The 23,740-nt window shown below is 45.2% G+C and carries 22 protein-coding genes and 1 riboswitch; of the genes, 7 read left to right on the forward strand and 15 right to left on the reverse strand.

The genetic code is table 11. The features are described from left to right. The 14 genes from purF to P343_RS33060 form a co-directional block, all read right to left on the reverse strand. Complete coding sequence (purF, locus tag P343_RS32995; protein ID WP_023511173.1) at window positions 1-1,425, reverse strand: amidophosphoribosyltransferase; 1,425 nt, start codon at window positions 1,423-1,425, stop codon at window positions 1-3. Then, entirely contained in the window at window positions 1,401-3,623 is a 2,223-nt protein-coding gene (purL, locus tag P343_RS33000) for a phosphoribosylformylglycinamidine synthase subunit PurL (RefSeq protein WP_023511174.1), read from the reverse strand. Before purL ends, purF begins: the two co-directional genes overlap by 25 nt. Then, window positions 3,604-4,296: a phosphoribosylformylglycinamidine synthase subunit PurQ gene (gene purQ / locus P343_RS33005; protein WP_023511175.1), complete on the reverse strand. Its 693-nt coding sequence runs from the start codon at window positions 4,294-4,296 to the stop codon at window positions 3,604-3,606. The genes purL and purQ overlap by 20 nt, the downstream gene beginning before the upstream one ends. After that, window positions 4,293-4,544 (reverse strand): phosphoribosylformylglycinamidine synthase subunit PurS, encoded by a 252-nt coding sequence (gene purS / locus P343_RS33010; protein WP_023511176.1) that lies wholly within the window; start codon window positions 4,542-4,544, stop codon window positions 4,293-4,295. Before purS ends, purQ begins: the two co-directional genes overlap by 4 nt. Beyond that, entirely contained in the window at window positions 4,541-5,251 is a 711-nt protein-coding gene (purC, locus tag P343_RS33015; protein ID WP_023511177.1) for a phosphoribosylaminoimidazolesuccinocarboxamide synthase, read from the reverse strand. Before purC ends, purS begins: the two co-directional genes overlap by 4 nt. A gap of 63 nt (window positions 5,252-5,314) precedes the next feature. Continuing rightward, entirely contained in the window at window positions 5,315-6,613 is a 1,299-nt protein-coding gene (gene purB, locus P343_RS33020) for an adenylosuccinate lyase (protein WP_023511178.1), read from the reverse strand. After that, a complete protein-coding gene (gene purK / locus P343_RS33025; RefSeq protein WP_023511179.1) occupies window positions 6,610-7,761 on the reverse strand; it encodes a 5-(carboxyamino)imidazole ribonucleotide synthase in 1,152 nt (383 codons plus the stop codon). Before purK ends, purB begins: the two co-directional genes overlap by 4 nt. Next, the gene (gene purE, locus P343_RS33030) at window positions 7,758-8,216 is read right to left on the reverse strand and encodes a 5-(carboxyamino)imidazole ribonucleotide mutase (RefSeq protein WP_031264163.1); all 459 of its coding nucleotides are present in this window, start codon (window positions 8,214-8,216) and stop codon (window positions 7,758-7,760) included. Before purE ends, purK begins: the two co-directional genes overlap by 4 nt. A gap of 425 nt (window positions 8,217-8,641) precedes the next feature. Next, window positions 8,642-8,743: riboswitch (purine riboswitch) on the reverse strand. A gap of 72 nt (window positions 8,744-8,815) precedes the next feature. Next, complete coding sequence (locus tag P343_RS33035) at window positions 8,816-9,049, reverse strand: NETI motif-containing protein (RefSeq protein WP_023511183.1); 234 nt, start codon at window positions 9,047-9,049, stop codon at window positions 8,816-8,818. A gap of 122 nt (window positions 9,050-9,171) precedes the next feature. After that, window positions 9,172-9,450: a hypothetical protein gene (locus P343_RS33040; RefSeq protein ID WP_023511184.1), complete on the reverse strand. Its 279-nt coding sequence runs from the start codon at window positions 9,448-9,450 to the stop codon at window positions 9,172-9,174. Between the two features lie 272 nt (window positions 9,451-9,722). Next, window positions 9,723-11,030 (reverse strand): NCS2 family permease, encoded by a 1,308-nt coding sequence (locus P343_RS33045; protein ID WP_023511186.1) that lies wholly within the window; start codon window positions 11,028-11,030, stop codon window positions 9,723-9,725. Between the two features lie 305 nt (window positions 11,031-11,335). Next, complete coding sequence (locus P343_RS33050; protein WP_023511187.1) at window positions 11,336-12,706, reverse strand: HAMP domain-containing sensor histidine kinase; 1,371 nt, start codon at window positions 12,704-12,706, stop codon at window positions 11,336-11,338. Beyond that, window positions 12,703-13,401 (reverse strand): response regulator transcription factor, encoded by a 699-nt coding sequence (locus P343_RS33055; RefSeq protein WP_031264165.1) that lies wholly within the window; start codon window positions 13,399-13,401, stop codon window positions 12,703-12,705. Before P343_RS33055 ends, P343_RS33050 begins: the two co-directional genes overlap by 4 nt. A 75-nt stretch (window positions 13,402-13,476) precedes the next feature. Then, on the reverse strand, window positions 13,477-14,598 hold the full coding sequence (locus P343_RS33060) for a hypothetical protein (RefSeq protein ID WP_152525314.1): 1,122 nt from the start codon (window positions 14,596-14,598) through the stop codon (window positions 13,477-13,479). 414 nt (window positions 14,599-15,012) lie between these two features. On the opposite strand from P343_RS33060, the gene P343_RS0119130 reads away from it, so the two are divergent. The 6 genes from P343_RS0119130 (at window position 15,013) to dltD (ending at window position 20,557) form a co-directional block, all read left to right on the forward strand. Then, window positions 15,013-16,197 (forward strand): serine hydrolase domain-containing protein, encoded by a 1,185-nt coding sequence (locus tag P343_RS0119130; protein WP_023511190.1) that lies wholly within the window; start codon window positions 15,013-15,015, stop codon window positions 16,195-16,197. Window position 16,198: 1 nt separating this feature from the next. Continuing rightward, a complete protein-coding gene (locus tag P343_RS36835) occupies window positions 16,199-16,345 on the forward strand; it encodes a teichoic acid D-Ala incorporation-associated protein DltX (RefSeq protein ID WP_023511191.1) in 147 nt (48 codons plus the stop codon). A 14-nt stretch (window positions 16,346-16,359) separates the two neighbouring features. Beyond that, entirely contained in the window at window positions 16,360-17,874 is a 1,515-nt protein-coding gene (gene dltA / locus P343_RS33065; protein WP_023511192.1) for a D-alanine--poly(phosphoribitol) ligase subunit DltA, read from the forward strand. Further along, window positions 17,871-19,046, forward strand: coding sequence for a D-alanyl-lipoteichoic acid biosynthesis protein DltB (gene dltB / locus P343_RS33070; protein ID WP_023511193.1), 1,176 nt, complete (start codon window positions 17,871-17,873; stop codon window positions 19,044-19,046). Before dltA ends, dltB begins: the two co-directional genes overlap by 4 nt. 75 nt (window positions 19,047-19,121) lie before the next feature. Then, window positions 19,122-19,373: a D-alanine--poly(phosphoribitol) ligase subunit DltC gene (gene dltC, locus P343_RS33075; RefSeq protein WP_023511194.1), complete on the forward strand. Its 252-nt coding sequence runs from the start codon at window positions 19,122-19,124 to the stop codon at window positions 19,371-19,373. Continuing rightward, entirely contained in the window at window positions 19,370-20,557 is a 1,188-nt protein-coding gene (dltD, locus tag P343_RS33080; RefSeq protein ID WP_023511195.1) for a D-alanyl-lipoteichoic acid biosynthesis protein DltD, read from the forward strand. Before dltC ends, dltD begins: the two co-directional genes overlap by 4 nt. A gap of 232 nt (window positions 20,558-20,789) precedes the next feature. Here the strand turns inward: dltD and P343_RS33085 are convergent, their stop codons facing one another. Then, a complete protein-coding gene (locus P343_RS33085) occupies window positions 20,790-21,911 on the reverse strand; it encodes a TcaA second domain-containing protein (RefSeq protein WP_023511197.1) in 1,122 nt (373 codons plus the stop codon). 633 nt (window positions 21,912-22,544) lie between these two features. Between P343_RS33085 and P343_RS33090 the strand changes: the two genes are divergently transcribed. Further along, window positions 22,545-23,621: a DUF5105 domain-containing protein gene (locus P343_RS33090; RefSeq protein WP_023511198.1), complete on the forward strand. Its 1,077-nt coding sequence runs from the start codon at window positions 22,545-22,547 to the stop codon at window positions 23,619-23,621. The last annotated feature ends 119 nt before the right edge of the window (window positions 23,622-23,740 follow it).

A 23,740-nucleotide genomic window follows, 5' to 3' on the forward strand; every position in this document is an offset into this window, starting at 1 on the left:
TCAGACAAGCAGTTCTTTTTCATGCGGCAGGACCGTATCCGGATAGATTTCCGTCGGGTACTTGCCTGTGAAGCAGGCCATGCACTGTCCGCAGTTCTTCATTGCCGGATCGCGTCCGATCGCCTTTTGCATACCTTCAACACTCAGATATACGAGGGAATCAGCGCCGATCATTTCACGAATGTCTTCCACTGAATGGGTGGAGGCAATCAATTCGGATGACGTTGATGTGTCAATACCATAGAAGCATGGATGCGTGATTGGCGGTGAACTAATCCGCACATGCACTTCCGTCGCCCCCGCTTCGCGTAGCATGCCGACAATTCGTCTACTTGTTGTTCCACGCACAATTGAATCATCAACCATAACCACACGCTTTCCTTCGACAATCGCGCGTACCGCAGAGAGCTTCATCTTAACCCCTTGTTCGCGCAATTCCTGAGACGGTTGAATGAATGTACGGCCAACATAACGATTTTTAATCATGCCCAGCTCATACGGAATACCTGTCGCTTCGGCATAACCGATCGCAGCGGAAATACTTGAATCTGGAACGCCGGTTACAACGTCTGCTTCAACCGGAGCTTCTTGTGCGAGCATGCGCCCCAAATTCTTTCTTGCCGCGTGCACGTTGATGCCTTGAATGTTGCTGTCCGGACGTGAGAAATAGATATATTCCATGCTGCAAATCGCCGATTCCGTACGGTTTGTAAAGAAATCGGAATGCAGCCCTTCATTGTCGATTACAATAATTTCGCCCGGATTCACATCGCGAACATAAGTGGCGCCGATCAGGTCAAAAGCGCAGGTTTCTGAAGCAACGACCCAGGCATTGCCAAGCTTTCCGAGGGATAGCGGACGCAATCCGTTCGGATCGAGTGCAGCGATCAGCTGATGTTCTGTGAGCATCGCAAGCGCATAAGCACCTTTAATGACGGACAAAGCGTGCTTCACACTTTCAATAAAATTGTCTGCGTAATCACGTTTGATCAGGTGGGCGATGACTTCAGTATCTGAAGTCGTCTGAAAAATGCTTCCGCGTTCTTCAAGCTCGCCTTTCAGTTTATGGGCATTAACCAAATTGCCGTTGTGCGCGATGGATAATGAATCCTTCTGTGAGCGAAAGACAAGCGGCTGCACATTAGCATAGCTGTTGCCGCCTTGTGTTGAATAGCGGACATGGCCAATTGCCGCATTGCCGATGCTCAATGTTTCGAGTTTCTCATGGTCAAAGACATCATTAACAAGGCCGAGTCCTTTATGATCATAGATGTGCTTTCCGTCGGATACCGCAATCCCCGCGCCTTCCTGGCCGCGGTGCTGCATGCTGTGAAGACCGTAATACGTCAGTTTCGCTGCGTTCTCATGTCCCCAAATGCCAAATACCGCACATTCTTCATTCAGTTCTTTGCCGACATAATGCATGACAGAGCCCCTCTCCATTCGTTTTCAAGTTCCGGCCGATTCAGAGTGACGGTAGACGATGCAAAGTCAATGTTCAGGGTTTCACTGCGTGTTACTTTACCTACAAGAACAGCGTCATCAATCAGAGATTCGAAAGCGCTCTTTGATGCTTCAGGAACAGTGACAAGATAGCGTGATTGTGTTTCTGAGAAAAGTTCAACTGCAGGATCACTGTCAAATTGAAGATCGCAACCGAATTCGGTGCCAAATACAGATTCAGCAACGGCTATGGCAAGTCCGCCTTCGGACACATCGTGTGCAGAAGCGAGGTAACCTAACTTAATCGCTTCGAGCACTTTGGCTTGGCGGCTCTTTTCAAGTTCAAGATCCAAAACAGGTGCCTTGCCGCTCACTTCTCCATCTATTAATATCTGCAATGCACTGCCGCCAAATTCAGGGTTGGCTTTGCCGATCACATAAACCAGATCCCCTTCATTTTTGAACGGTGCAGTCATGACATGATCAAGATCTTCCACGAGGCCGACCATACCGACAACCGGTGTCGGGTCAATCGCGCCGCGATCGGTTTCGTTGTAGAGTGAGACGTTTCCAGAAATAACCGGCGTCTTCAATTCTTCACAAGCCTTTGCCATGCCCTTCACGGATTCGTCGATCTGCCAAAACACTTCCGGATTTTCCGGGCTGCCGAAGTTCAGACAGTCGGTGATCGCAAGCGGGAGACCGCCGGAGCAAACGATATTTCGTGCTGCCTCAGCAACCGCGATTTTTCCGCCTTCGTTCGGATCGAGCGCCAGATATTTCGCGTTGCAATCCGTGGTCATGGCTAGACCTTTCTTCGTCCCTCTGACACGGACAACAGCAGCATCCGAACCAGGAGCGACCACCGTGTTCGTCTGTACCATATAATCGTATTGGCGCGTTACCCATTCCTTTGAAGCAAGGGTTGGTTGGCCAAGTAATTTCTTAATTGTCTTTTCATAATTATTGATTTCAGGTAGCCAATTTGGGGCGGCCTGATTTGCGAGATAAGAAGCCGGAACCTTTGACGGCATGTGGCGTACCGGAGCAGAAGCGAGTGAATCTGAAGGTACATCTGCAACAATCGTTCCTTTGTGTTCAAGACGGAGTACTTCTTCTTCAATAACTTCACCAACCGCTACCGCATGCAGGCCCCAGCGAGCAAAAATCGCTTTTATTTCTTCTTCGCTGCCTTTTTTAATAACAATCAGCATACGTTCCTGCGATTCGGACAACATCATTTCGTAAGGTGTCATTTCGGTTTCGCGTTGAGGAATCAGATCGAGATTCATGTGAATACCGACGCCGGCTTTTGCAGCCATCTCACTGGCAGAGGAGACGAGCCCTGCAGCACCCATATCTTGAATGCCGACAAGCGCTTCATGCTTCGTTAATTCAAGACATGCTTCAACAAGCAGTTTTTCCATGAATGGATCGCCAACCTGCACAGCCGAGCGCTTTTCATCCGACTTCTCGGATATTTCTTCTGAAGCGAAGGTTGCTCCGTTAATACCGTCGCGGCCTGTGCTTGCACCCACATACATCACCGTATTGCCAATGCCTCGTGCTTGACCGACCTGAATATCTTCATGGTTCATGATGCCGACACACATCGCATTGACAAGCGGATTACCGTTATAACAATTATCGAACTGCAGCTCTCCGCCTACAGTTGGAATGCCGATGCAGTTGCCATATCCGGCGATTCCGCTGACTACTTCTTCAAACAGATAGCGAACACGTGAATTGTCTAGATCGCCAAAACGAAGGGAATCCAGCAGCGCAACCGGACGAGCACCCATTGAAAAAACATCACGGATGATCCCGCCGACACCTGTAGCAGCGCCTTGGTAAGGTTCAATTGCTGAAGGGTGGTTATGGCTTTCAATCTTGAAAACCACAGCCTGGCCGTCACCGATATCAACGATGCCAGCACCTTCGCCCGGGCCTTGAAGCACATGTTCTCCACTGGTTGGAAAATACTTCAGAACCGGTTTTGATGTCTTATAGCTGCAGTGTTCCGACCACATAACAGAAAATAAGCCGGTTTCGGTATAATTCGGCTTGCGGCCGAGCAGTTCCTTAACCTTCTGGTATTCTTCCTCTGTCAAGCCCATTGTTCGATACACTTTGTCTTGTTCGATCTGCTCCGGTGATGGTTCAAGATGTGTAAGCGGCATGTGTGGATTCCCTCCAATGATTTAATATCGACTGGAACAAACGCAGACCATCGTCACTGCCAAGCAGCGCGTCTGCAGCACGTTCCGGATGCGGCATCATGCCTAAGACATTCCCGGCCGGATTGATTATGCCGGCAATATCAGCCCTCGATCCATTTGGATTTTCTCCTGAATAGGTGAAGACAATACGATTGTTCTCCTCAAGTTCTTTAAGAGTCGCGTCATCGCAGAAGTAATTGCCTTCCCCGTGTGCAATCGGAATACGGATCACTTCATCTTTATCATAGAGTGTAGTAAATTGCGTCTCGTTATTTTCAACCTTGAGATTCACCGTTTCACAGATGAATTTCAGATGTTTATTTTTCAACATTGCCCCAGGCAGTAATCCTGCCTCGAGAAGGATCTGAAAACCATTGCAGACACCAAGGACCGGTTTGCCTTGTTCCGCTGCTTTGATGACTGCAGGCATAATGCCAGCAAAACGGGCAATCGCACCTGAACGCAGGTAGTCACCGTAGGAAAAGCCGCCGGGGATCATGATCGCGTCATAGCCATCCAGCGAGGTTTCCGCATGCCACACATAGTCTACTTCTTCACCCAGTCCGTCTTTAATCGCATAATACATATCCTGATCGCAGTTGGAGCCGGGAAAAACAATGACTGCGGTTTTCACGAATGAACCTCCTCCTCGATTTCATATCGATAGTTTTCAATAACCGTGTTCGCCAGCAGCTTGTCACAAACGGTATCAACCTGTTCTGCAACATCTGCTGAATCTTCCATAAGAAGTTCAATATATTTACCGATGCGCACGTCTTTAACATCTTTATAGTCCATGTTGTGAAGCGACTGCATCACAGCCTGTCCTTGAGGATCGAGCACACTTTCCTTCAATGTAATGTACACTTTCACCTTTTTCATTTGACATCCTCCAAGCGTTTGAGAAGTTTTTCATAGGTTTCCGGAAGATCAGCAATGTTGCGACGGAAAACGTCTTTATCAAGCTTTTCATGTGTTTCCTTATCCCACAGGCGGCAGCTGTCCGGGGAAATTTCATCAGCAAGCACGATTTCGCCAGTTGCTTTCAGTTTGCCAAATTCTAATTTGAAATCGACAAGAAGTATGCCGGCTTCTGAGAAAAATGCCTGAAGAGCATCATTAACATCAAGCGCCAGGCGGCGAATTTCAGCGAGTTCATCTTTAGTTGCGATTTCCATCGCCAGTGCATGATCAGTATTGATCATCGGATCGCCAAGTTCATCGCTTTTGTAGTAAAATTCAACGATTGTCCGGGCAAGTGTCACGCCTTCATCGACACCAAGACGCTTTGACAAGCTACCAGCTACAACATTACGGACAACAACTTCAATCGGAACAATCGAAACGGCTTTTACAAGTTGTTCGGTTTCCGAAATGGTTTCAATGTAATGCGTCGGCACATTTTTCTGTTGAAGCATTTTAAAAATTTTGGTGCAGATCGCATTATTCAAGCGTCCTTTTCCTTCAAATGATGCTTTCTTCTGGCCGTTGAATGCCGTAGCATCGTTCTTGTACTCAACCCGAAGCACATTAGGATCATCCGTTGTGAACATTTTCTTTGCTTTGCCTTCGTATAAAAGCTGACTCATGTGTTTTTCCCCTTTTCGCTATGGAGTCCGGATCATGTGCTCGTCCGGATGATTTAGTGATAATCAGTCATTCAATCCTAGACGTTCAAAGATAAAGTCAACATTTTTTAGGTGGTAGGTTTCGTCAAAGCAGGCATCAATTTCAGCTTGCGTCAGTTTATCTGTAATACGCGTATCATTCTCAACGATTTCCTTAAACTGCGTCTCCGTTTCCCACGACTTCATTGCGTTTGGCTGTACAATGTCATAGGCTGCTTCACGGCTCATGCCTTTTTCAATCAGTGCCAGAAGCACATGTTGTGAGAAGATCAACCCGAAGGTGCGCTTCATGTTGCGTTTCATATTTTCTGGGAAAACTGTCAGTTTCTCAACGATGTTGGCGAAACGATTCAGCATATAATCAAGACCGATTGTCGCATCAGGTAAAATAATACGTTCTGCTGACGAGTGCGAGATATCGCGTTCATGCCAGAGCGCCACATCATCATACGCAGTGGTCATGTAGCCGCGAATGACCCGGGCAAGACCGCACATGTTTTCCGAACCGATCGGATTACGCTTGTGAGGCATTGCAGACGAGCCTTTCTGGCCCTTCGCAAAGTATTCTTCAACTTCGCGAACTTCCGAACGCTGCAGGCCGCGCACTTCAACGGCAAACTTTTCAATAGATGTCGCAATCAGCGCAAGGACGGACATGTAATGTGCGTGACGGTCGCGCTGCAGCACCTGAGTTGAAATAGGTGCCGGTTTAATGCCGAGATGCTCGCAGACATAACTTTCAACCGCTGGGTCGATGTTCGCGTACGTGCCGACCGCTCCGGAGATCTTGCCGTACTGTACTTCATCTGCAGCACGCTTAAAGCGTTCCAAATTGCGTTTCATTTCTTCATACCACAGTGCCAAAACGAGACCAAAAGTCGTCGGTTCCGCATGAACGCCGTGTGTCCGGCCCATCATGACCGTGTTCTTATATTTTTTCGCCTTCTGGCGGATCACTTCGATAAAATGTTCAATGTCTTTTAACAAGATTGCGTTCGCTTGCTTCAGCAGATAACCTTGAGCCGTATCAACAACATCGGTTGAGGTTAAACCGTAATGCACCCATTTCTTTTCATCACCAAGTGATTCAGAAACAGTTCTCGTGAATGCAACCACATCATGGCGGGTCTGCTGCTCAATTTCGTGAATGCGATCAATGGTAAATGACGCATTTTTTCTTAGCTTTTCAACGTCTTCCTTTGGAATTTCTCCAAGTTCGGACCAACCTGCGCAGGCAAGGATCTCGACTTCCAGCCATGCCCTGTATCTGTTTTCTTCTGTCCAAATTGCGCCCATTTCCGGTCTCGTATACCGATCAATCATGAATGCTTACCCACTTCCTGTTCGATTTTCCATATCCCTAATCTCTCTGCTTGATCAATAGCCTCTTGTACTGAATCACCAAGGATTGTAAGATGTCCCATCTTACGTCCGGTTTTCGCCGCGTCTTTTCCATAGAGATGGAGATGAGCAGCGGACAATAACGCTATTTTGTCCAGAACTGGCTGAACATGTTCGCCAAGAATATTAATCATAATTACCGGTTTGAGCAGCTGCGTGCTAGAAAGCGGCAATCCGCAAATCGCGCGGATATGCTGTTCAAACTGGGATGTCTCACAAGCGTTAATTGAAAAGTGTCCGGAATTATGCGGCCGCGGCGCGGTCTCATTGACGTAAATTTTTCCGTCTGTCCCAACAAACATTTCAACCGCAAGTGTGCCGACGAGCTTGAGGGCTTCCGCGAGATGTAAAGCATGTTCTGTTGCTTCTACGCGTAAACGATCAGGTATTCTCGCCGGCACAAGAGTATGATGCAAAATATTATGACGATGTATGTTTTCAGCAACCGGGAAAACCGAAGTTTCTCCGGCAGTGCTGCGTACAACAATAACTGAAATTTCTTTTTCAAAAGGTAACCATTTTTCAAGTTCAAACGGTGTTTTGCCAATGTAAGGAAGAGCTTCCTGCAAATCGTCTTCTGATTTAAGGACATATTGTCCTTTTCCATCGTAGCCGCCTTGAGTAGTCTTCAATACAGAAGGAAATCCAATCTCAGCAATCGCCGTTTTCAATTCATCATGATTACGGACAGGCATATAGGGAACAACCGGCAATCCTGCTTCGCGGATTGCCGCTTTTTCGTTAAGCCTGTCCTTGGTTATTTCAAGCAAGTGTCCGCCTTGCGGGAGATAACTGTTCTCCTGCAGGTAATCCACTGTCTGAACGTCTACATTTTCAAATTCATAGGTCACGACATCAGCGCATTTTGCCATTTTCTTTGCGCCTTCAGGATCATCATAACCTGCAACAATGACGATATCTGCAACTTGTGCACATGGACAATCTTCAATCGGATCAAGTACGGCGATCCTGTATCCCATTTGCTTTGCACTGATTGCCATCATTCTTCCTAATTGTCCGCCACCGAGAATGCCGATTGTTTGTCCCGGCAAGATCGTTTTGTGGTTCACTTCAGATCACTTTCCTTTGCCTTTTTGGCTAGAGATTGGCGATATGCTTCGAGACGATCCCTAAGTTGGTCATCGAACGCGGATAACATCTGTGCCGCTAAAAGGCCCGCATTCGTTGCGCCTGACGCACCAATCGCTACGGTTGCCACCGGAATTCCGGCCGGCATCTGAACGATTGACAGCAATGAATCCATGCCGCTAAGCGCTCTCGATTGAACTGGAACGCCAATTACCGGCAAGGTTGTTTTTGCTGCGGTCATGCCCGGTAAATGAGCGGCACCGCCGGCCCCAGCAATGATCACCTTTAATCCGCGTTCGCGTGCCGTTTCCGCATATTCAAACATTAAATCTGGCGTGCGGTGTGCGGACACAACCTTTTTCTCATAAGGAATGTCCAAAAAATCTAAAATGTCGCATGCATTCTTCATGGTCTCCCAATCGGAACTGCTTCCCATTACCACGCCTACTACTGCTTGACTCACAATACTGCCTCCCCAATAGAGGATGTTCGAAAAGTCCGGGAAAAATTACCGGCGAATCTCTGTGTCAACTTGTCTTTCCGCTCCTCACGTATTATTTTCATACGCTCCGGTGCTCAAGACTGCGCTTCCTTGATCTTCTTGGTACTTTTTGTCCTCCTTTTCGAGCAGACTCCAATAGTAAAGAATGTTCAAAAAGTCTGGGAAAAAATTGCTGTCGAATTTTATCAATCGCCATGCCACCGAAATCCTTCGGTATACCTACAAATTCTCTACACTTTCTCGGCCCTTTTTGAACACACTCAAAATCCAGACAATAAAAAGCCCAGAGCAGCTGTTTCCCTGATTTAAAGAGAAAACAACCGTCTGGTCTTTAACCGCGGGCAGCGGCCACAAACAAAACGTCACCATTTTCCCTTCATAGTCCGGCAATTTCCGGTCGCCAGGTAGAGACAGTTGGGCCATATTCCCAAAAATATATGAGGGTTCGCAATCTTCATTTGACACTCTCATCATATCAGCAATATTCGCGATGTGTCAACCTGATAATCGAACATTAAATGAACAAAAAGAATCTATTGTTCGCCTTTTGAAAGGATCAATTTCCCTTCCAATACACATTGTCTGCCAATACATTCAGGGCCATTTGCTGTCTCTCGGAAAATCGGCTGCTCTGTTCGCCTGATCGGTGTGTAGCCTTCACGCTTCATTCGGTCGAGACATTGGTCAAGTGTCTCTTCATCTCCGACGGTAAACCTCTTTTTAAGTAGCTTATCGCCTTGATTCTTCCCTTTATTTTTTTTGCTCAAATGCCGTTCACCTTTTTAAACAGTCCCTTCACAGTCACGCGGATCATGTCACTATTTGTAGAAATCTGTATATTCATTATATCAGCTGCTCCAGGATTTCGACAGACTCCGACTGTATCTGTTTAGTGTACGTAAAAAGCAAGGGCAACAAATCCGAACGCCAAAAACAGAGCGCCAATCACTCCTGTCGCCATATGCACCACATAGCTGGGAATATGCTCAAGAATGTTTCCTTCAATAGCCCTGGCGAGGCTTGCAGAATTATCCTTGCCTTTTTCATGCTCTGCGTCCTTAAGCAGATGCTCCCCGGTCTCCCTTAACTTGTTTGTCAGATAAAAGCTGGCGCCCATCAAAATCGTTCCCGCCAACCAAAAAAGAATAGCGACAAATAATGCAATCATCAAAACCCACATCCTTCAGGATAGATTATCCTTATCATGTCTCCGTTCTTTTTCATGTATTCAGGAGCATGCGGGACGCGCATGTTTCTTTTTTAATCGAATGAAGCGCCAAAACCGGATTTTAAGCAATGATGACCGAATTATTCTGCACAATGACCGGATTAAAAGCGATAACGGCCGGATTCCTGCAAAGCACAGAGATCGACAGCCTAACAAGCGCAAAAAAATCTCCTCCATTAGTTCAATGAAGGAGATTTTTGATTAAATCACGGTTAAATAAGTGCGAAGAAGACAATGAAGACAAAGAACAGGACATAGACAATCGGATGAATTTCTTTCCAACGTCCGGCTGCAATCATTGTAATTGGGTAAACGATAAAGCCAAGTGCGATACCGTCGGAAATGCTGTAGGTCAGCGGCATGCCGAGTACAGTCAGGAAAGCAGGAACCGCAATCTCGAATTTATCCCACGGAATTTGTTTCAGAGCGCTTGCCATCAGTACGCCGACAATAATCAGAGCCGGGGCTGTTACTTGTGCAGTCACGACGGAAAGCAGCGGCGAGAACAACATGCCGAAAAGGAACAGAATACCAGTGACAACTGCTGTAAATCCGGAACGACCGCCGACAGCGATACCCGTTGATGATTCAATGTAAGCTGAAGTAGGTGAAGTGCCGACGATGGCGCCTGCCAGCATGGACGTAGAATCCGCAAGCAGCGCTTGTCCAACTCGAGGCATTTTGTTGTTCTTCATAAAACCAGCTTGTTCAGCAAGTCCGATTAAAGTGCCTGCAGTATCAAAGAATGTAACGAGCAAGAAAGTCAGAACGACAACACCGAGCTGTAACGTATTGATATCCGGAACGTGAGTTATAGCCTTGCCAAAAGTAGGAGCGAGGCTCGGAGCCGTAGAAATTAACGACGTTGGTAGCGGAATCAGTTTAAAAATGATACCGACAATCGAAGTCAAAACCATACCAATGAAAATAGCGCCCGGAACTTTTCTGACCATCAAGATAATCGTTGCAATTAATCCGAAAATGGTCAACCATGTTGTGCCGATATTCAGCGGTCCGAAGCCAACCATCGTGGCTTTATTCGCAACAATCAGACCGCCTTCATGAAGACCGATGAACGCAATAAACAAACCGATACCGGCAGCCATTGCCAATTTCAGACTCTGCGGAATGGCATCAATAATGATTTCACGAAGCTTAAAGATTGTAATAATGAAGAATACAATGGAGGCAATGAATACGCCGGCCAGTGCAGTTTCCCAAGGAATCTTCATACCGATGCAGACAGAATATGCAAAAAACGCGTTAACACCAAGTCCTGGAGCAATAGCGATTGGATATTTAGCAACGATGCCCATGATCAGGCAGCCAAGCGCACTGGCAATAGCGGTCGCTGTAAATACCGCACCTTTGTCCATTCCTGAAGCACCCAAAACACTAGGATTGACGAACAATATGTACGCCATCGAAATAAAGGTGGTCAAGCCTGCCAAAGTTTCACGGCCTAAAGTGGTCTTTAACTCTGAAAACTGAAAGTAACGTGATAACCAGTTCTCGTTCACAATAATCCCCCTAATTGTCTCATTCTGCCCGTATCAATCGTCATTATTCTTCAGCACAAAATCCAACAGGTACCTTGGTACAGCAGCTTATTAACTCAAAAACAAAAAAAACTTCAAAGCCATTGAAGCATGAAGAATAAATGCTAATACAATCATGATGTGTGCCGAAAAATAATTCCGATAAATAGGAGCAAAACGAAAAATCTCTTTTTGCACCCCCATTATACCAGCAAGAAGGATATTTCGTCAACGAAATAACGAACACTATTTTCAAGTTGTATCATAATGTTCGGAAATAGGAGGTGTTAGGGTTTTGACAAAATAATTAATGCTTCAGTTCCGCTACCTGGATCACTAGTAATTCTTAGCTCTCCGTCATGAAGATCAATGATATTTTTTGAAATGGCGAGACCTAGTCCGGATCCACGTCCGTTCGCATGAATTTGGAAAAAAGGATTCGTTAATTTTGGAATGTCCTCCATATTAATAACTACGCCCCAGTCTCTGACCGAAAGTCGAATCGTCGTTTCATCTTCTTCAAGAGATACGATGATCTGAGAGTCTCTGTCCGCAAACTTGATCGCATTATCAAGCAAGTTTGTAATGACCTGCTGCATCCTGTTCCGATCTACATACGCAATTAAACGTTTGCAATGATGGAGGACAATGCAACAATGTTTCTCTGCAGCTTTAACATGCATGGAGGCAACAGACTGCCTGACGGTCTCGTCAAGCCGCGTCATCTGACGATTAAGTGTCAGTGTATTCTGTTTCAGCTTAGAAAGATCAAGCAAATCGCCGACCAATAATTTTAAACGGTCCGATTCATGACTGATGACTTTTAACCCTTCGCGAAACTCATTCTGTGTCGTATCTTCATTCATCAGCATCGTCTCACTCCATCCCTTAATACCCGTTAATGGAGTCAGAAGTTCATGAGATATGGAAGAAATAAAGGTGTTTTGCAGCTTTTCATTTTTCTGAATTTCTTCAGCCATGCCGTTCAGCGTCTTTGCGAGGGTACCTAATTCGTTGTTATAGTCATCCTTCATTCGCATGGAGAAGTTTCCCGAAGCCATTTTTGCAGAGACTTTAATGATGTGCTTCATCGGCATGACAATTGACTGTGCAAGCTTCAGGCTGACAAAGAAAACCAGAAGGGCAATAACCAGACCGCAGCCAATGGATACAAAATCAATCAGCAGAAGTTCTTTATCAACAAGTGTTAATGAAGAGAGATAGCGAAGAATAAAAAGCTTTCCTCTAATATGAATCGGATAATAAACCGCCATCACTTTTTCTCCGGTTTGAGGCAGGCGTTCAACTTTTGACGTCGGCTCGCCTTCAAATACCTCACCTTCTGGAGAAATTGTTGACTGGCTGATTAATCCTGTAGAAGAAGCAACCATATCCCCGCCCGCGTCATAGATCTCTAGTAGCGTTTTCTTCATATCAAAGCTGTCCATGGCTTCGTTCAGACTGTTGCTCCAGTGGCTGAGTACAAGCTGACTGTTAAACTTCTTATAAAGGGTATTGGCGTCTTCTGCGTGCTGTAATAAGGTATCTTTGACACCATCATAGAAATAATGGCGGACAGCAATCGTGAGCACTGTCTCGCTCAAGGCGAGCGTCAACAGGATAATGATCATAAAATGCAGGACAACTCTGCGTGTCATGCTTTGCCGCCATTCCAGAAGTAACCCCTGCCCCAGTGGGTCATAATATATGAAGGTTCAGATGGCTCATCCTCTATTTTTTGTCTCAATCTCCGAATATTGACATCGACGATCTTAGCGTCACCAACAAAATTCTTTCCCCAAACGCGATCTAGGAGTTCATCGCGTGACAGCAAACCATTTTCATTCTCCATTAACGTCTTAATCAACGTAAATTCCGTCGGCGTCAGTTCAATTAATTGATCATTCTTGAAAAATTGTTCATTTTTCTTTGAAAGTTTAAATACGGAAGACACTATATACTCGGAATCGGCATTTATCTCATTGCCGTTCAATCTGCGCAAAAGTGCTTGCACACGCGCGATCATCTCTGCCGGGCTGAACGGTTTGGTAATATAATCGTCTGCTCCGATGCCGAGCCCATGCACCTTATCCGTTTCCTGTATTTTGGCGGTCAGCAGAATGATGCCGACAGCAGATTTTAATTTTCTCATTTGTTCACAAACATCAAAGCCGCTCATCCCCGGAAGCATAACATCAAGCAAAACAATATGAACAGACGGTTCACGTTTGAATATCCGGAGCGCCTCTTCACCGGTTTCAGCTTCCAGCACATCGAAACCCGCGTGCTTTAGACTTAACACGATAAAGCCTCTGATGGACGCTTCATCCTCTACAACCATGAGTTTTTCCATTTCGTTCACCTCAATCATTGCTCTACAGCATCCGCTGTCTCTCTAGGCACATCCTATGAAAATTAAAATTTCCCATCATGAATGTTCATTGTAAACGCCGGCTTTAACGGACCCGGCTGCCTGCCTGTATTTATTCGGAACCGCAAAAATGTAATGCTGCGAAGATCCAAGCTTGATCCAGTTCTTGTATCGTTCGCTCCGAAACAACTCTTTTCTAATCCGGTACACATCCATATAAATTGATCCATTGGCTTGAACAAAAATGACATGATTATTGTATGATTTGGCAATGCTGATTTTTTCCGCCATACCTGAAGGAAAGTCCACAAAAAATTGGCGGAGGCTATCATAATACCGTTCTGTAACAAGCATTGAGGACGAAGACCAGCGATTAGGGCCGAATGGATTCCATCGGAGATTCTTCCATTCTCCCGCATGATATTGAGCCAATGCTGAATCGCCCCACTGAACAAACACATTGGTGTTTCCAAATAACGTTCCCTTTGTGTCAAAATCGCTTTTTTCTATGTCGTCCTCTGCAGGCAACGTCTGATCGCGGATGACAAGACCACCGCTTGACGACGCATCAAATGGACCGGCCATGTTATTAAAGAAAAATTGTTCCACATTTTCTTCCTGACGAACCAGCACTGGCTCATCTTCCTGATTCACTTGGTAGAATGCAAACCGCATCATCCCAGAAGCGCTGTCTGTACGAAGAATGGCAAAATCCGGCTGATGATCCTCATCGAGATCCCCCGCAATCATTCCACTAAACGGTGAGGTCATGATCTTGTTCAACTGTCCCTTACTCAATGTGTATACATTTAATTGATTTTGCGGGTAGCTTTCAAGCGACACAAAAATTTCTGTACTTCCGTGATTACCAAAATCTGTGACCGCTACTCTTGAAACGCCCGCTGCATCCGTTTCTTCATCATAAATTTTTCGCCAATGTTGAGTTCCCCTTTTAATCACTGCAAAATGAATACGCTGCTGCCGTGTTTCATAAAAAAAGAGTGCAAGTGTTCCCGCTGCATGATTTGGCTTCACAATCATGATTTTTCCTTTGTAGTTGGATTGAACGGGTGCAACCAGTCTCGCCTGCGCCGGAATGCTTTGGTCAACAATATCGATCATGATCTTTTTTTGATCCGGCAGCTTAGGCTTTTGGATCAGCGCTTGAGGCTGTTTCAAAAAAGAGCATCCGGAAAGGAATAGGACCAGAACAAGTCCAGTGCCGATCATCGCTTTTATTTTTCTAAACAGGGTAACTGGCCTCCCTTTTATTAACGTCGAACGAAAGAAGATATCTTAGTGCCATTGTACCTGACGTGTTGACATTCGTTCAGAATACGTCTAACTTTTTACATTCCATTCACGTGCTAATTAATAGCACTCTGGAAGTACGTATATTGAGATCCTTCTCTCTCATCTTAGGAAAAATCCCTCTCCAAATGGGTAACAAAAAAGTTACGATCTTGCCGATTAAGACATTTTTAGCTTATTGCCGACTAATCTATGTTGTGATGAACGGAAGTTCTGGAAACTCAAACACCGACGTTCATTGAACCTTGTACACACAAAGCGACTTGCTGAGAAAGGGCAAAAATGAAAAAGAAAAACACACGATTCGCCATCCTGTTTAGTTGTCTTTTGATTGGGGGATGCGTTGCTGCTGCACTTATGACATTTAATCAAAATAGTGCCACACAAGCGCATTCGGCAGCTCATTCAACAGGAAAAAACACGTCTATTCCCCCAAAGCACACAAGGATGACATCTTTTGCCAGCGACTGGAGGAGAACTGCAATTGACCGCCGTATTCAGCAAAGCGGTTTTTCCGGAAGTGTACTGGTGGTCAGCCACGGCAAGGTAGTTCTGAGCAAGGGTTATCGGCTCAGCAATAGTCACAACGGGAGGAGGAACCAGCCATTAACCACTTATTATGTGGGTTCAACAACGAAATCGATCACGGCGGTTGCTTTCATGCAGATGCGGGAGCGGGGGCTGATTCACTTTAACGATCCTGTATCACGTTTCTATCCGAATTTTCCAAATGGAAACAAGATCACGATGCTCGATCTCCTTTGCCATGTTTCCGGATTAGGAAATGTTATGGAAACCATGCAGCCGGTGACACGCGATCAACTCGTTCAGCGCATTGCGCTGCATTCCTTACGCCTTGCTTCAAAACCCGGTACGGTCTGGCACTATTCCGATACAAATTATGCGCTGCTTGGTGCGATTCTGGATAAAGTCAGCAGCAGCGCTTTCCATGAGTCGCTGCACGATTATATCCGCCAGTTCATCTTCCAGAGAGCGGGCATGCTGCATTCCGGATTCGGCGACGAGATGCTGCATTCTGCATATCGATCAACCGGCTATGTCATCGTTGATGGTCACGCTTTTTCAGAACAAATTCCATCCTTTTCACAGCTAATCGGATGTGGCGACATTTATTCGACTTCTTGGGATATGTACCTTTTTGATCATGCAATCGCCGATTCGACACTGCTTTCTAAAGCGAGCGTCCATGAATTGTTATCTCGTCATTTCCCAGGGACTTCTTACAGTTGCGGATGGTACATTGGCCGAAAAGGGTGGGGAAATGATACCTACTCAAGCCACGGCGTTCTCGGCGGATGGAACGGAAGTAATGCATTTACTCAAGATAAGCAAAGTTACGTTGTCCTACTTTCCAATGTCCGCAGTTCTGAATTCGAAATCAGTACGCTCAATACAATGATTTTTCACACATTGCAAGAAACCAAAAATCAAAAAGGAGGGAAATAAAATGAATGGCTTCAAGTGGGAACTTAACCACCCGCTTATTTCCTGGATCGCACGCACCTGCTTTTACACTGCGATTTTATTAGGACTGGTTGTTATTTACGGATTTGCCGCCGCGCATACCGGTACGTTCATATACAGTGACTTCTAAGGAGGGGATTAACAATGGATATTATTGCTCAGATCGACAAGTGGGCGGAACAGGTACCTGACCGGTTATGTTATGTTCATCGAGACCATCAACTCACCTTTGGCGAACTGAAGAAACGATCTGACGCCATCGCTTGCTGGATTCAAGATCAACTAGGAGATGATCGGACACCGCTCATTATTCATGGCCATATGAATCCGATCATGCCGGTGCTGTTCCTCGCTTGCGCTAAGTCCGGTCACGCTTATATACCTGTGGATCAATCCGTTCCCGCAGAAAGAATTGGTTTAATTGCGGCCAGTTCCAAAGCGAAGCTCGTGTTCAGCGACTGCCCGGACCTGCTGCCTTCACTAGATGCAAAAGTAATTAAAACGAATCAGTTGGATGCATGCATTCAGAATGTTGATGATCGTCTACTCGACAGAAGCCATGCAGTCCGCGGCGAGGATATCTTCTACATCATTTATACATCGGGAAGCACCGGTAAACCGAAAGGTGTTCAAATACCTTGCCGCGCGTTAAGCAGTTTCACGAGCTGGATGCTGGCGGATTTTGATATTCACGAGGGGCTTACTTTTATGAACCAAGCACCCTTTTCGTTCGATCTGTCCGTCATGGATCTCTATCCGTCGCTCACATCCGGGGGTACTTTGTGGGCGATTGATAAAGAGATGATTGCTCGTCCAAAAGACCTGTTCACTTCTCTTGCTCAATCCGGTATCAACATCTGGACGTCCACGCCATCCTTTGCGGAGATGTGCCTGATGGAACCCACTTTCTCGAATGACATGCTTCCAGATCTCAGCACTTTCCTGTTTTGTGGTGAGACGCTGCCGCCAACTGTTGCCGCTCGCCTACAGATGCGCTTTCCGCAGGCCAAAATTATAAATACCTATGGACCGACGGAGACAACGGTAGCCGTGACAAGCGTTCACATCACTCAAGAAATGATGAACTCTGGCAATTCTTTTCCCGTAGGCCGCTGCAAGCCGGATGGCCGAATCCTGATTATCGGCGATGATGGTGTGCCCATGCCTGATGGTGAAAAAGGAGAAATTGTTATTTGCGGAGCTAGTGTTGGTAAGGGCTATCTTGGCGAACCAGAGAAAACAGCTGCCGCATTTAGCATGATTAATGGTATGCCAGCCTACCATACTCGAGATATCGGCATGTTGAAGAACGGCATGCTTTATTATTACGGGCGAATGGATCATCAGATTAAACTTCATGGGTTCAGAATGGAATTAGATGAAATCGAGCATGTGCTTGCGTCATGCCATTATGTCAAACAGGGTATTGTCGTCCCAGTAAAGTCAGGTGATCGTTACGATCATTTGATTGCTGTTGTTGTTCCTGGGGAAAACCCGTTTGACTCGTCATTTCAATTATCATCAGCCCTGCGAAAAGAACTGTCTCGCGTACTGCCTGATTATATGGTACCAAGAAAGTTCATCTATCAATCTTCGCTCGCAATGACTGCCAATGGAAAGATTGATCGAAAAGCGCCGCTGAAAGAGGCTGCTCAATGATTTCTTTTATCCCATATGCTTCTTTCCAATTTTTTACCTTAATCGCTTTTCTGCTTGCACCAATCATTATTCTAGGCCTAATGGGCATGCGGAATACGCTTTATAACGATTGCGTGGCCATCCTGATGACCTTTCTCATTTTCGCGGCACAGCCAGAACAGCTTATTTCTATTCTGCTGTTTATCATTTGGCAAGCCGTGTTGATTAAAGGTTATTTGGCAATAAGAACAAAAAACAATAATAGCGCGTGCTTTTATATTGCAATCGTACTTGCAATCATCCCGCTGTTTCTTGTCAAGCTGTCTGCTGATGTTCCGGCATTAAATTTTATTGGCTTTCTCGGGATTTCCTATGTATCTTTTAAATCTATTCAAATGATCATGGACATACGTGACGGTTTGCTGAAAGAGATACCGTTGATCCAGTATTTTCGATTCATCGTTTTTTTCCCAACGATTTCATCCGGACCAATCGACCGTTACAGACGTTTCAGGGAAGATACGAGTAAAATTCCGACATCAGTAGAGTATCGGACACTGCTCTATCAAGGACTGAACAAAATTTTTCTCGGCTTTCTCTACAAATACATCATTGGCTATCTGATCCACAAATACTGGATGGGGTCACCAATGCTGCTGCCGGATACGCTCTCAAGTATTTGGCTCTACATGTACGGATATAGTATGTACCTGTTTTTCGATTTTGCGGGCTACAGCAACTTCGCGATTGGGGTCAGTTACTTGATGGGCGTGCGTACACCGGAGAACTTCAACAAGCCGTTCATCAGCCGCAACATCAAAGACTTCTGGAACCGCTGGCACATGACCTTGTCCTTTTGGTTCCGTGACTATATTTACATGCGTTTCGTCTATACCGCTGTAAAAAAGAAATGGTTAAAAAATCGATACTTGATTTCCGATATCGGCCTGACGCTGAACTTTTTAGTGATGGGCTTCTGGCATGGATTCATGCTGCAGTACATCATTTATGGAATCTATCATGCCACAGCTTTTATTCTGTTTGATAAGTTTGAGCGGTTTAATAAAAAGCATCCATTCTGGCCGAAAGATAATAAATGGATGCATGCACTCTCTGTCGTCATCACGTTTCATGTCATCTGTTTCAGCTTCCTTATTTTTTCAGGAAGGCTGGACTTTCTGTGGCAGAGGTAATCACTGATGAATTTAATCGATAATACAGAGATAGCCAATTAAAAATAAATCAACTATAAAATCGGGGGTTTTACAATGGCAGAAGTTACTCAGGACTTTAAAGACAAGGTGCTTACAATACTCGCTGAAGTTTGCGAATCTGATGAAATCAAAAAAAATCCGGATCTTCAATTGTTTGATGAAGGTCTGCTTGACTCATTTGCTACGATCTCGCTTGTCGTCGAATTCGAGCAACAACTGGAGATCTCAGTGCCGATCTCAGATTTTAATAGAGAAGAATGGGCAACGCCAAATATGATTGTGAATCAGTTGGCTGAACGAAAATGAAATGGCTTCGATTCGGACCGATGCTCCTCGCGGTCGTCATTGTCTGCACGCTGATTTTCATGCCTGCCGATCTTGAACGAGCGGCCATTAGCAGCAATAATATGAAGGAAGCAGCGGCTAGTCTTGACCCGCACGTTTTTCAAGGGATGCTGATGCAACAGAAAATGTTGAAAAATGAACAGTACCTCCCAATCTATGGTTCATCTGAACTGTACCGATTGGATAAATACCATCCAACCAATTACTTTAAAGTACAGCCGGATGGATTTACGCCGTTTCTAATCGGACGCGGCGGCATGTATTCTCTCGTTCATTTTCTGAACTTTGCATCCACCGCCAATCAGTTGAAAGGGAAAAAAATTGTGTTCATCCTTTCTCCCGAATGGTTTACAAAAACGGGATTGGATCCCCTTCATTTTAAGCCGAATTTTTCCAGGGAGCAGGCGTACAACCTTGTTTTCAGCAATTCGATCAGCCCGAAGCTCAAACAGAAAGCGGCTCGCCGGCTTGTTCAATTCAGTTTTATCCGCAATGATGGAACCTTGGGCCGGCTTTTGGAGGATGTCGCCTACCCTGGGCGAAGGCAGCCGGCACTCAGGCTTGCCGACGAACTTAAGGGACAGATGACCTATAAAATCCTTACGCTACACGATCTTGTTGACATGCATTTTATTCGTCCTGGATATAAAAAATCACAATACCAGAAACCGGACAGACAGCTAAGCAAGGATAACTGGAATCAGTTAACCCTTTCGGCTAAGAAAACAGCAATTCATGATACCGGTTCAAATCGCTTTCACATTGATACATCGCTCTATAAAAAATCCATACAGCATCATCTGAACACGTTCAGAGGCTACCGTAAAAACGAAAGTTATGCCCAGTCGCCTGAATACAGTGATTTTCAGCTTGTGCTTGATCTGTTAAAGGAAGAGCATGTTCACGCCTTATTCATTTCCGTACCATTCAATGGGCGCTGGTATGATTACGCCGGCGTGCCGAAGCAGCGGCGTGAAGTTTGTTACAAAAAAATTGCGGATGAAGTCCGAAAAAACGGATTTCAGCTAGCTGATTTTACCCGTTTTGACAGCAAACCTTTCTTTTTACAGGACACGATGCATATTGGACCTATGGGGTGGGTTTATATTGATCGCTCAATTAAAACGTTCTTTGATCGCAGCTAATCTCTGAATGAGCTATGCTGATAAAGTTTTATAAAGGTCGCCAACTGAGAAAACTCGGCTTTTTAATGCCGAGTTTTCTCAGTGCCTTGGGCGACCAAACTGCTAAAAAAACATTTATAGAGGCTTGGAACAAGCCGTGGTAAAAGAGTTGTTACCTCTACTTTTGCGTCTTTGGACATAAAAGCAGGTATGCAATGTTCCCAGAAGCTCGGTACTTTAGTGCCGATGTAGTTCACAGATGCGTACCTCCATTTGCGCTCCAAGTCTGAATCACGGGATCGGGATTCTTGATCTCCTTTTTCTTTTTCCAATCCGATGCCATATCTTCCGTTATATAATTATCGGAAAAACCGCTGACCAGCCACTGTTTTTGGTCGCGATCATAAATAAGCCGGTAACTGACGCCTCTTTGATAAGAGGCGTCTTGCATTTGTTTATCTTTTTTCAACTGATACCCATACTTGTAGGAAATAACCGTGTCGACAGTGGCATCCCAATGATCGCCATAATAGGTTAAAGTCAGACTGTCCATATCCACAAACATTCCTAAATAAGCGGACTGCACCTTTTCTAGTTTCGACTTCAGTTTATCAAATTCTTCTCTTTTCATTGCCGACTGGCTCTCTCTAAATGTTTCAGTCGCTGATGGGAGCTTCCCCGGATCATATTCTGAAGTTTCCCACACGGAGACTTCCTGATTAAACTGATCAATTCTCTCGATTACTTGTTTTTGAATCGCAGAAGAATGCGCCATCCATGTTTCCGAATCCACATCAAGAGATACCTGCCTATCCCAAACGGAAAGCGTATCTTTTTTAATAAAAATACCGAGATCATTCGTTAATTGTTCCTGAACTGTATATTTCCCGGGGAGAATCGGCCCGTAGCTATTTCCCGTTCTTGGTACATTGCGTTGATTGGCACTCATCGCCAACACTTCACCATCACGCAGTCCGGAGATAACGATTTTCTGAGTACGAAGCTTCAACTTGTAGGCTTTAAAGAACAAAAAATGTCTGCCTGTTTGAGAGAGGCTCAAGACGCCTTCCGAATTCGGCGTTTTCCCTTTAATCTCCTTCTCCAAATCACGTTTGACCTCATTGAATGCCTCATGGTGTGTCAGCAAGTAATCCAACAATGCCTTGGTCGAGGAGTTACTGATCTTCACCTTTTTGTTGTCGGAAATCAACAGCTTCTTTAATTGAGCCGTGTCGTTTTCCCTAACCGCAGACTCAAAAGTAACAAGCAGATGTCCGGGAGAAGACATTTTATAGCCAAAATCAGCAAGAATAAGAAGCCCGAAAAGCAAAAGTATGCCTGCGATGATTGTCATGCTGCGTCTGTCCAGTCGCATCGTTTTCACTTCCCCTTCCATATCTGCCCATTTTATTCGGCGCTCGCCAATTGAGACACACAAAATTTGTCCGTAATTAACTATATGTTTATGATTCAGTTACCTTTCTAAAGCAAGTAGGGCTGAGATTTTTATGATCCAACTTTAATCTCCTGACATTGAAAAAGGACAAACTGATCTATTCTATTTCCGATTTCAGCTGCATAGAACCCATCGTAGACTTTCAGGTCAATAAAGGAGTCTGTTCAAAAAGGAGGACAAAAAGGGCCGAGGTCAGGCAGAACGCCACGTCCTGTGGCATGCCTGACACTAGCACGTCCTGTGCGTCGAAGATCAAGNGAGGACAAAAAGGGCCGAGGTCAGGCAGAACGCCACGTCCTGTGGCATGCCTGACACTAGCACGTCCTGTGCGTCGAAGATCAAGGAAACGCAGTTTCGAGCACCAGAGCGTACTTCTACAGGATGTAATGACTTCAACGTTGCGTACAGGACGTACGCGGTATTAGTTGAAGTTCTCCTGCTAATACGTGAGAAGTGCAGAAACAAGTTGACGATGAGATTGGACAGCAATTTTTCCCAGACTTTTTGAACATCCTCTAAAGGCCAACAATTTTATTACACTATAGGGGGTAGATGACGATTAAGACCAGGCTTCTTCTCACTTCGGGACTCTTGCTGCTTTTCTTACTTACCGGATGTGGGCATTCATCAAATGGAAATGGAACCGGAAAAGGGGAAGGAAAATCCGATGTCGCTACGGTAACCATTAAAGATGGGCAGTTTATCACAACAGAAGGGCAGGAAAACACCGATGACAGCGCGCTTCTCGCACTAAATATCAGTATCACCAACCATTCCGGCGACTCGCTCGATCTCCTCACCGATGATTTTTCCCTGTATGATTCAAAAAATGAGAAAGTGTCCGTCGATGATACCATTTACGACGACTCGGGAAACTTTAAAATGCTAGATACAGATTCCTTGGCGAAAGATAAAACCGTGACCGGATATATTCCATTCAGAGTAGCAAAAAACAAATCATATGAATTGCATTTTCAGCCGGACGTTTATAAAAGTGATAAAAAAGTTAGCGATATTGTTGTAAAAATCAATACAAAGGATTATCAGGATAATCAGCAGGAGATCAAGGACGCGATGAACGCCTATGTCCAAACCGTCTTTTTTGAGAAAAAGGATCCGAAGTACGCAACACTCGTCGCCAATGATGCGAATAAAGACGCGGAACAGCTAAAAGCTTTGTTTATCAAAAATATGGGGACCGACTTGGAGGATCAGTTGTCCGACCAGCAAATGAATCAAATTTATGAAACGTTTAAGCGCGCCAATAGTGAAAAAGGGAGCGTGAGTCTGAAGGTTCAAACTGCGCTTCCGAAAACAGCAGTTGTTGAAGTCACACCAAAAGTGCTTTTCCTCGATGATATGTATGACGAGGTTGAGAAGCTGAAAAACCAGTTCGTCGATGATAACCGCGGAAAATACTCGGACTATGATGCCGCGCTTCAGGCCTGGTATGTTTATATGACGAAGAATATCGGAGAAGTGTTCAAAAATACGGACCCGCGATCCTCTGATACCAGCTATAAAATTAATCTTATAAAGGAAGGAAAGAAATGGCGGATTGACTCCGAAAAGAGCACGGACAACTATGACTATGAGCAATTACAAGGCGATATGACCGGCGGGTATTAAAGGACCATGTCGAAACCGGATTGAACGATGTGAGAGACGCTCAATCCGGTTTTAATGAATATCTGTTTTAGACAAGCTCAAAGCATATTATGATCTAAGCATCTTAAGAGGTTCACCTG

The sequence above is a fragment of the Sporolactobacillus laevolacticus DSM 442 genome (genome assembly GCF_000497245.1).
In the GTDB taxonomy this organism is placed as follows: Bacteria; Bacillota; Bacilli; order Bacillales; family Sporolactobacillaceae; genus Sporolactobacillus; species Sporolactobacillus laevolacticus.

Bases quoted from the DNA above. Each gene is read 5' to 3' on its own strand.
- purF (WP_023511173.1), bottom strand. From the start codon at position 1,425: ATGCATTATGTCGGCAAAGAACTGAATGAAGAATGTGCGGTATTTGGC.
- purL (WP_023511174.1), bottom strand. From the start codon at position 3,623: ATGCCGCTTACACATCTTGAACCATCACCGGAGCAGATCGAACAAGAC.
- purS (WP_023511176.1), bottom strand. From the start codon at position 4,544: ATGAAAAAGGTGAAAGTGTACATTACATTGAAGGAAAGTGTGCTCGAT.
- purC (WP_023511177.1), bottom strand. From the start codon at position 5,251: ATGAGTCAGCTTTTATACGAAGGCAAAGCAAAGAAAATGTTCACAACG.
- purB (WP_023511178.1), bottom strand. From the start codon at position 6,613: ATGATTGATCGGTATACGAGACCGGAAATGGGCGCAATTTGGACAGAA.
- purE (WP_031264163.1), bottom strand. From the start codon at position 8,216: ATGGGAAGCAGTTCCGATTGGGAGACCATGAAGAATGCATGCGACATT.
- P343_RS33040 (WP_023511184.1), bottom strand. From the start codon at position 9,450: ATGATTGCATTATTTGTCGCTATTCTTTTTTGGTTGGCGGGAACGATT.
- P343_RS33050 (WP_023511187.1), bottom strand. From the start codon at position 12,706: ATGACACGCAGAGTTGTCCTGCATTTTATGATCATTATCCTGTTGACG.
- P343_RS33055 (WP_031264165.1), bottom strand. From the start codon at position 13,401: ATGGAAAAACTCATGGTTGTAGAGGATGAAGCGTCCATCAGAGGCTTT.
- P343_RS0119130 (WP_023511190.1), top strand. From the start codon at position 15,013: ATGAAAAAGAAAAACACACGATTCGCCATCCTGTTTAGTTGTCTTTTG.
- P343_RS36835 (WP_023511191.1), top strand. From the start codon at position 16,199: ATGAATGGCTTCAAGTGGGAACTTAACCACCCGCTTATTTCCTGGATC.
- dltA (WP_023511192.1), top strand. From the start codon at position 16,360: ATGGATATTATTGCTCAGATCGACAAGTGGGCGGAACAGGTACCTGAC.
- dltB (WP_023511193.1), top strand. From the start codon at position 17,871: ATGATTTCTTTTATCCCATATGCTTCTTTCCAATTTTTTACCTTAATC.
- dltC (WP_023511194.1), top strand. From the start codon at position 19,122: ATGGCAGAAGTTACTCAGGACTTTAAAGACAAGGTGCTTACAATACTC.
- dltD (WP_023511195.1), top strand. From the start codon at position 19,370: ATGAAATGGCTTCGATTCGGACCGATGCTCCTCGCGGTCGTCATTGTC.
- P343_RS33085 (WP_023511197.1), bottom strand. From the start codon at position 21,911: ATGCGACTGGACAGACGCAGCATGACAATCATCGCAGGCATACTTTTG.
- P343_RS33090 (WP_023511198.1), top strand. From the start codon at position 22,545: ATGACGATTAAGACCAGGCTTCTTCTCACTTCGGGACTCTTGCTGCTT.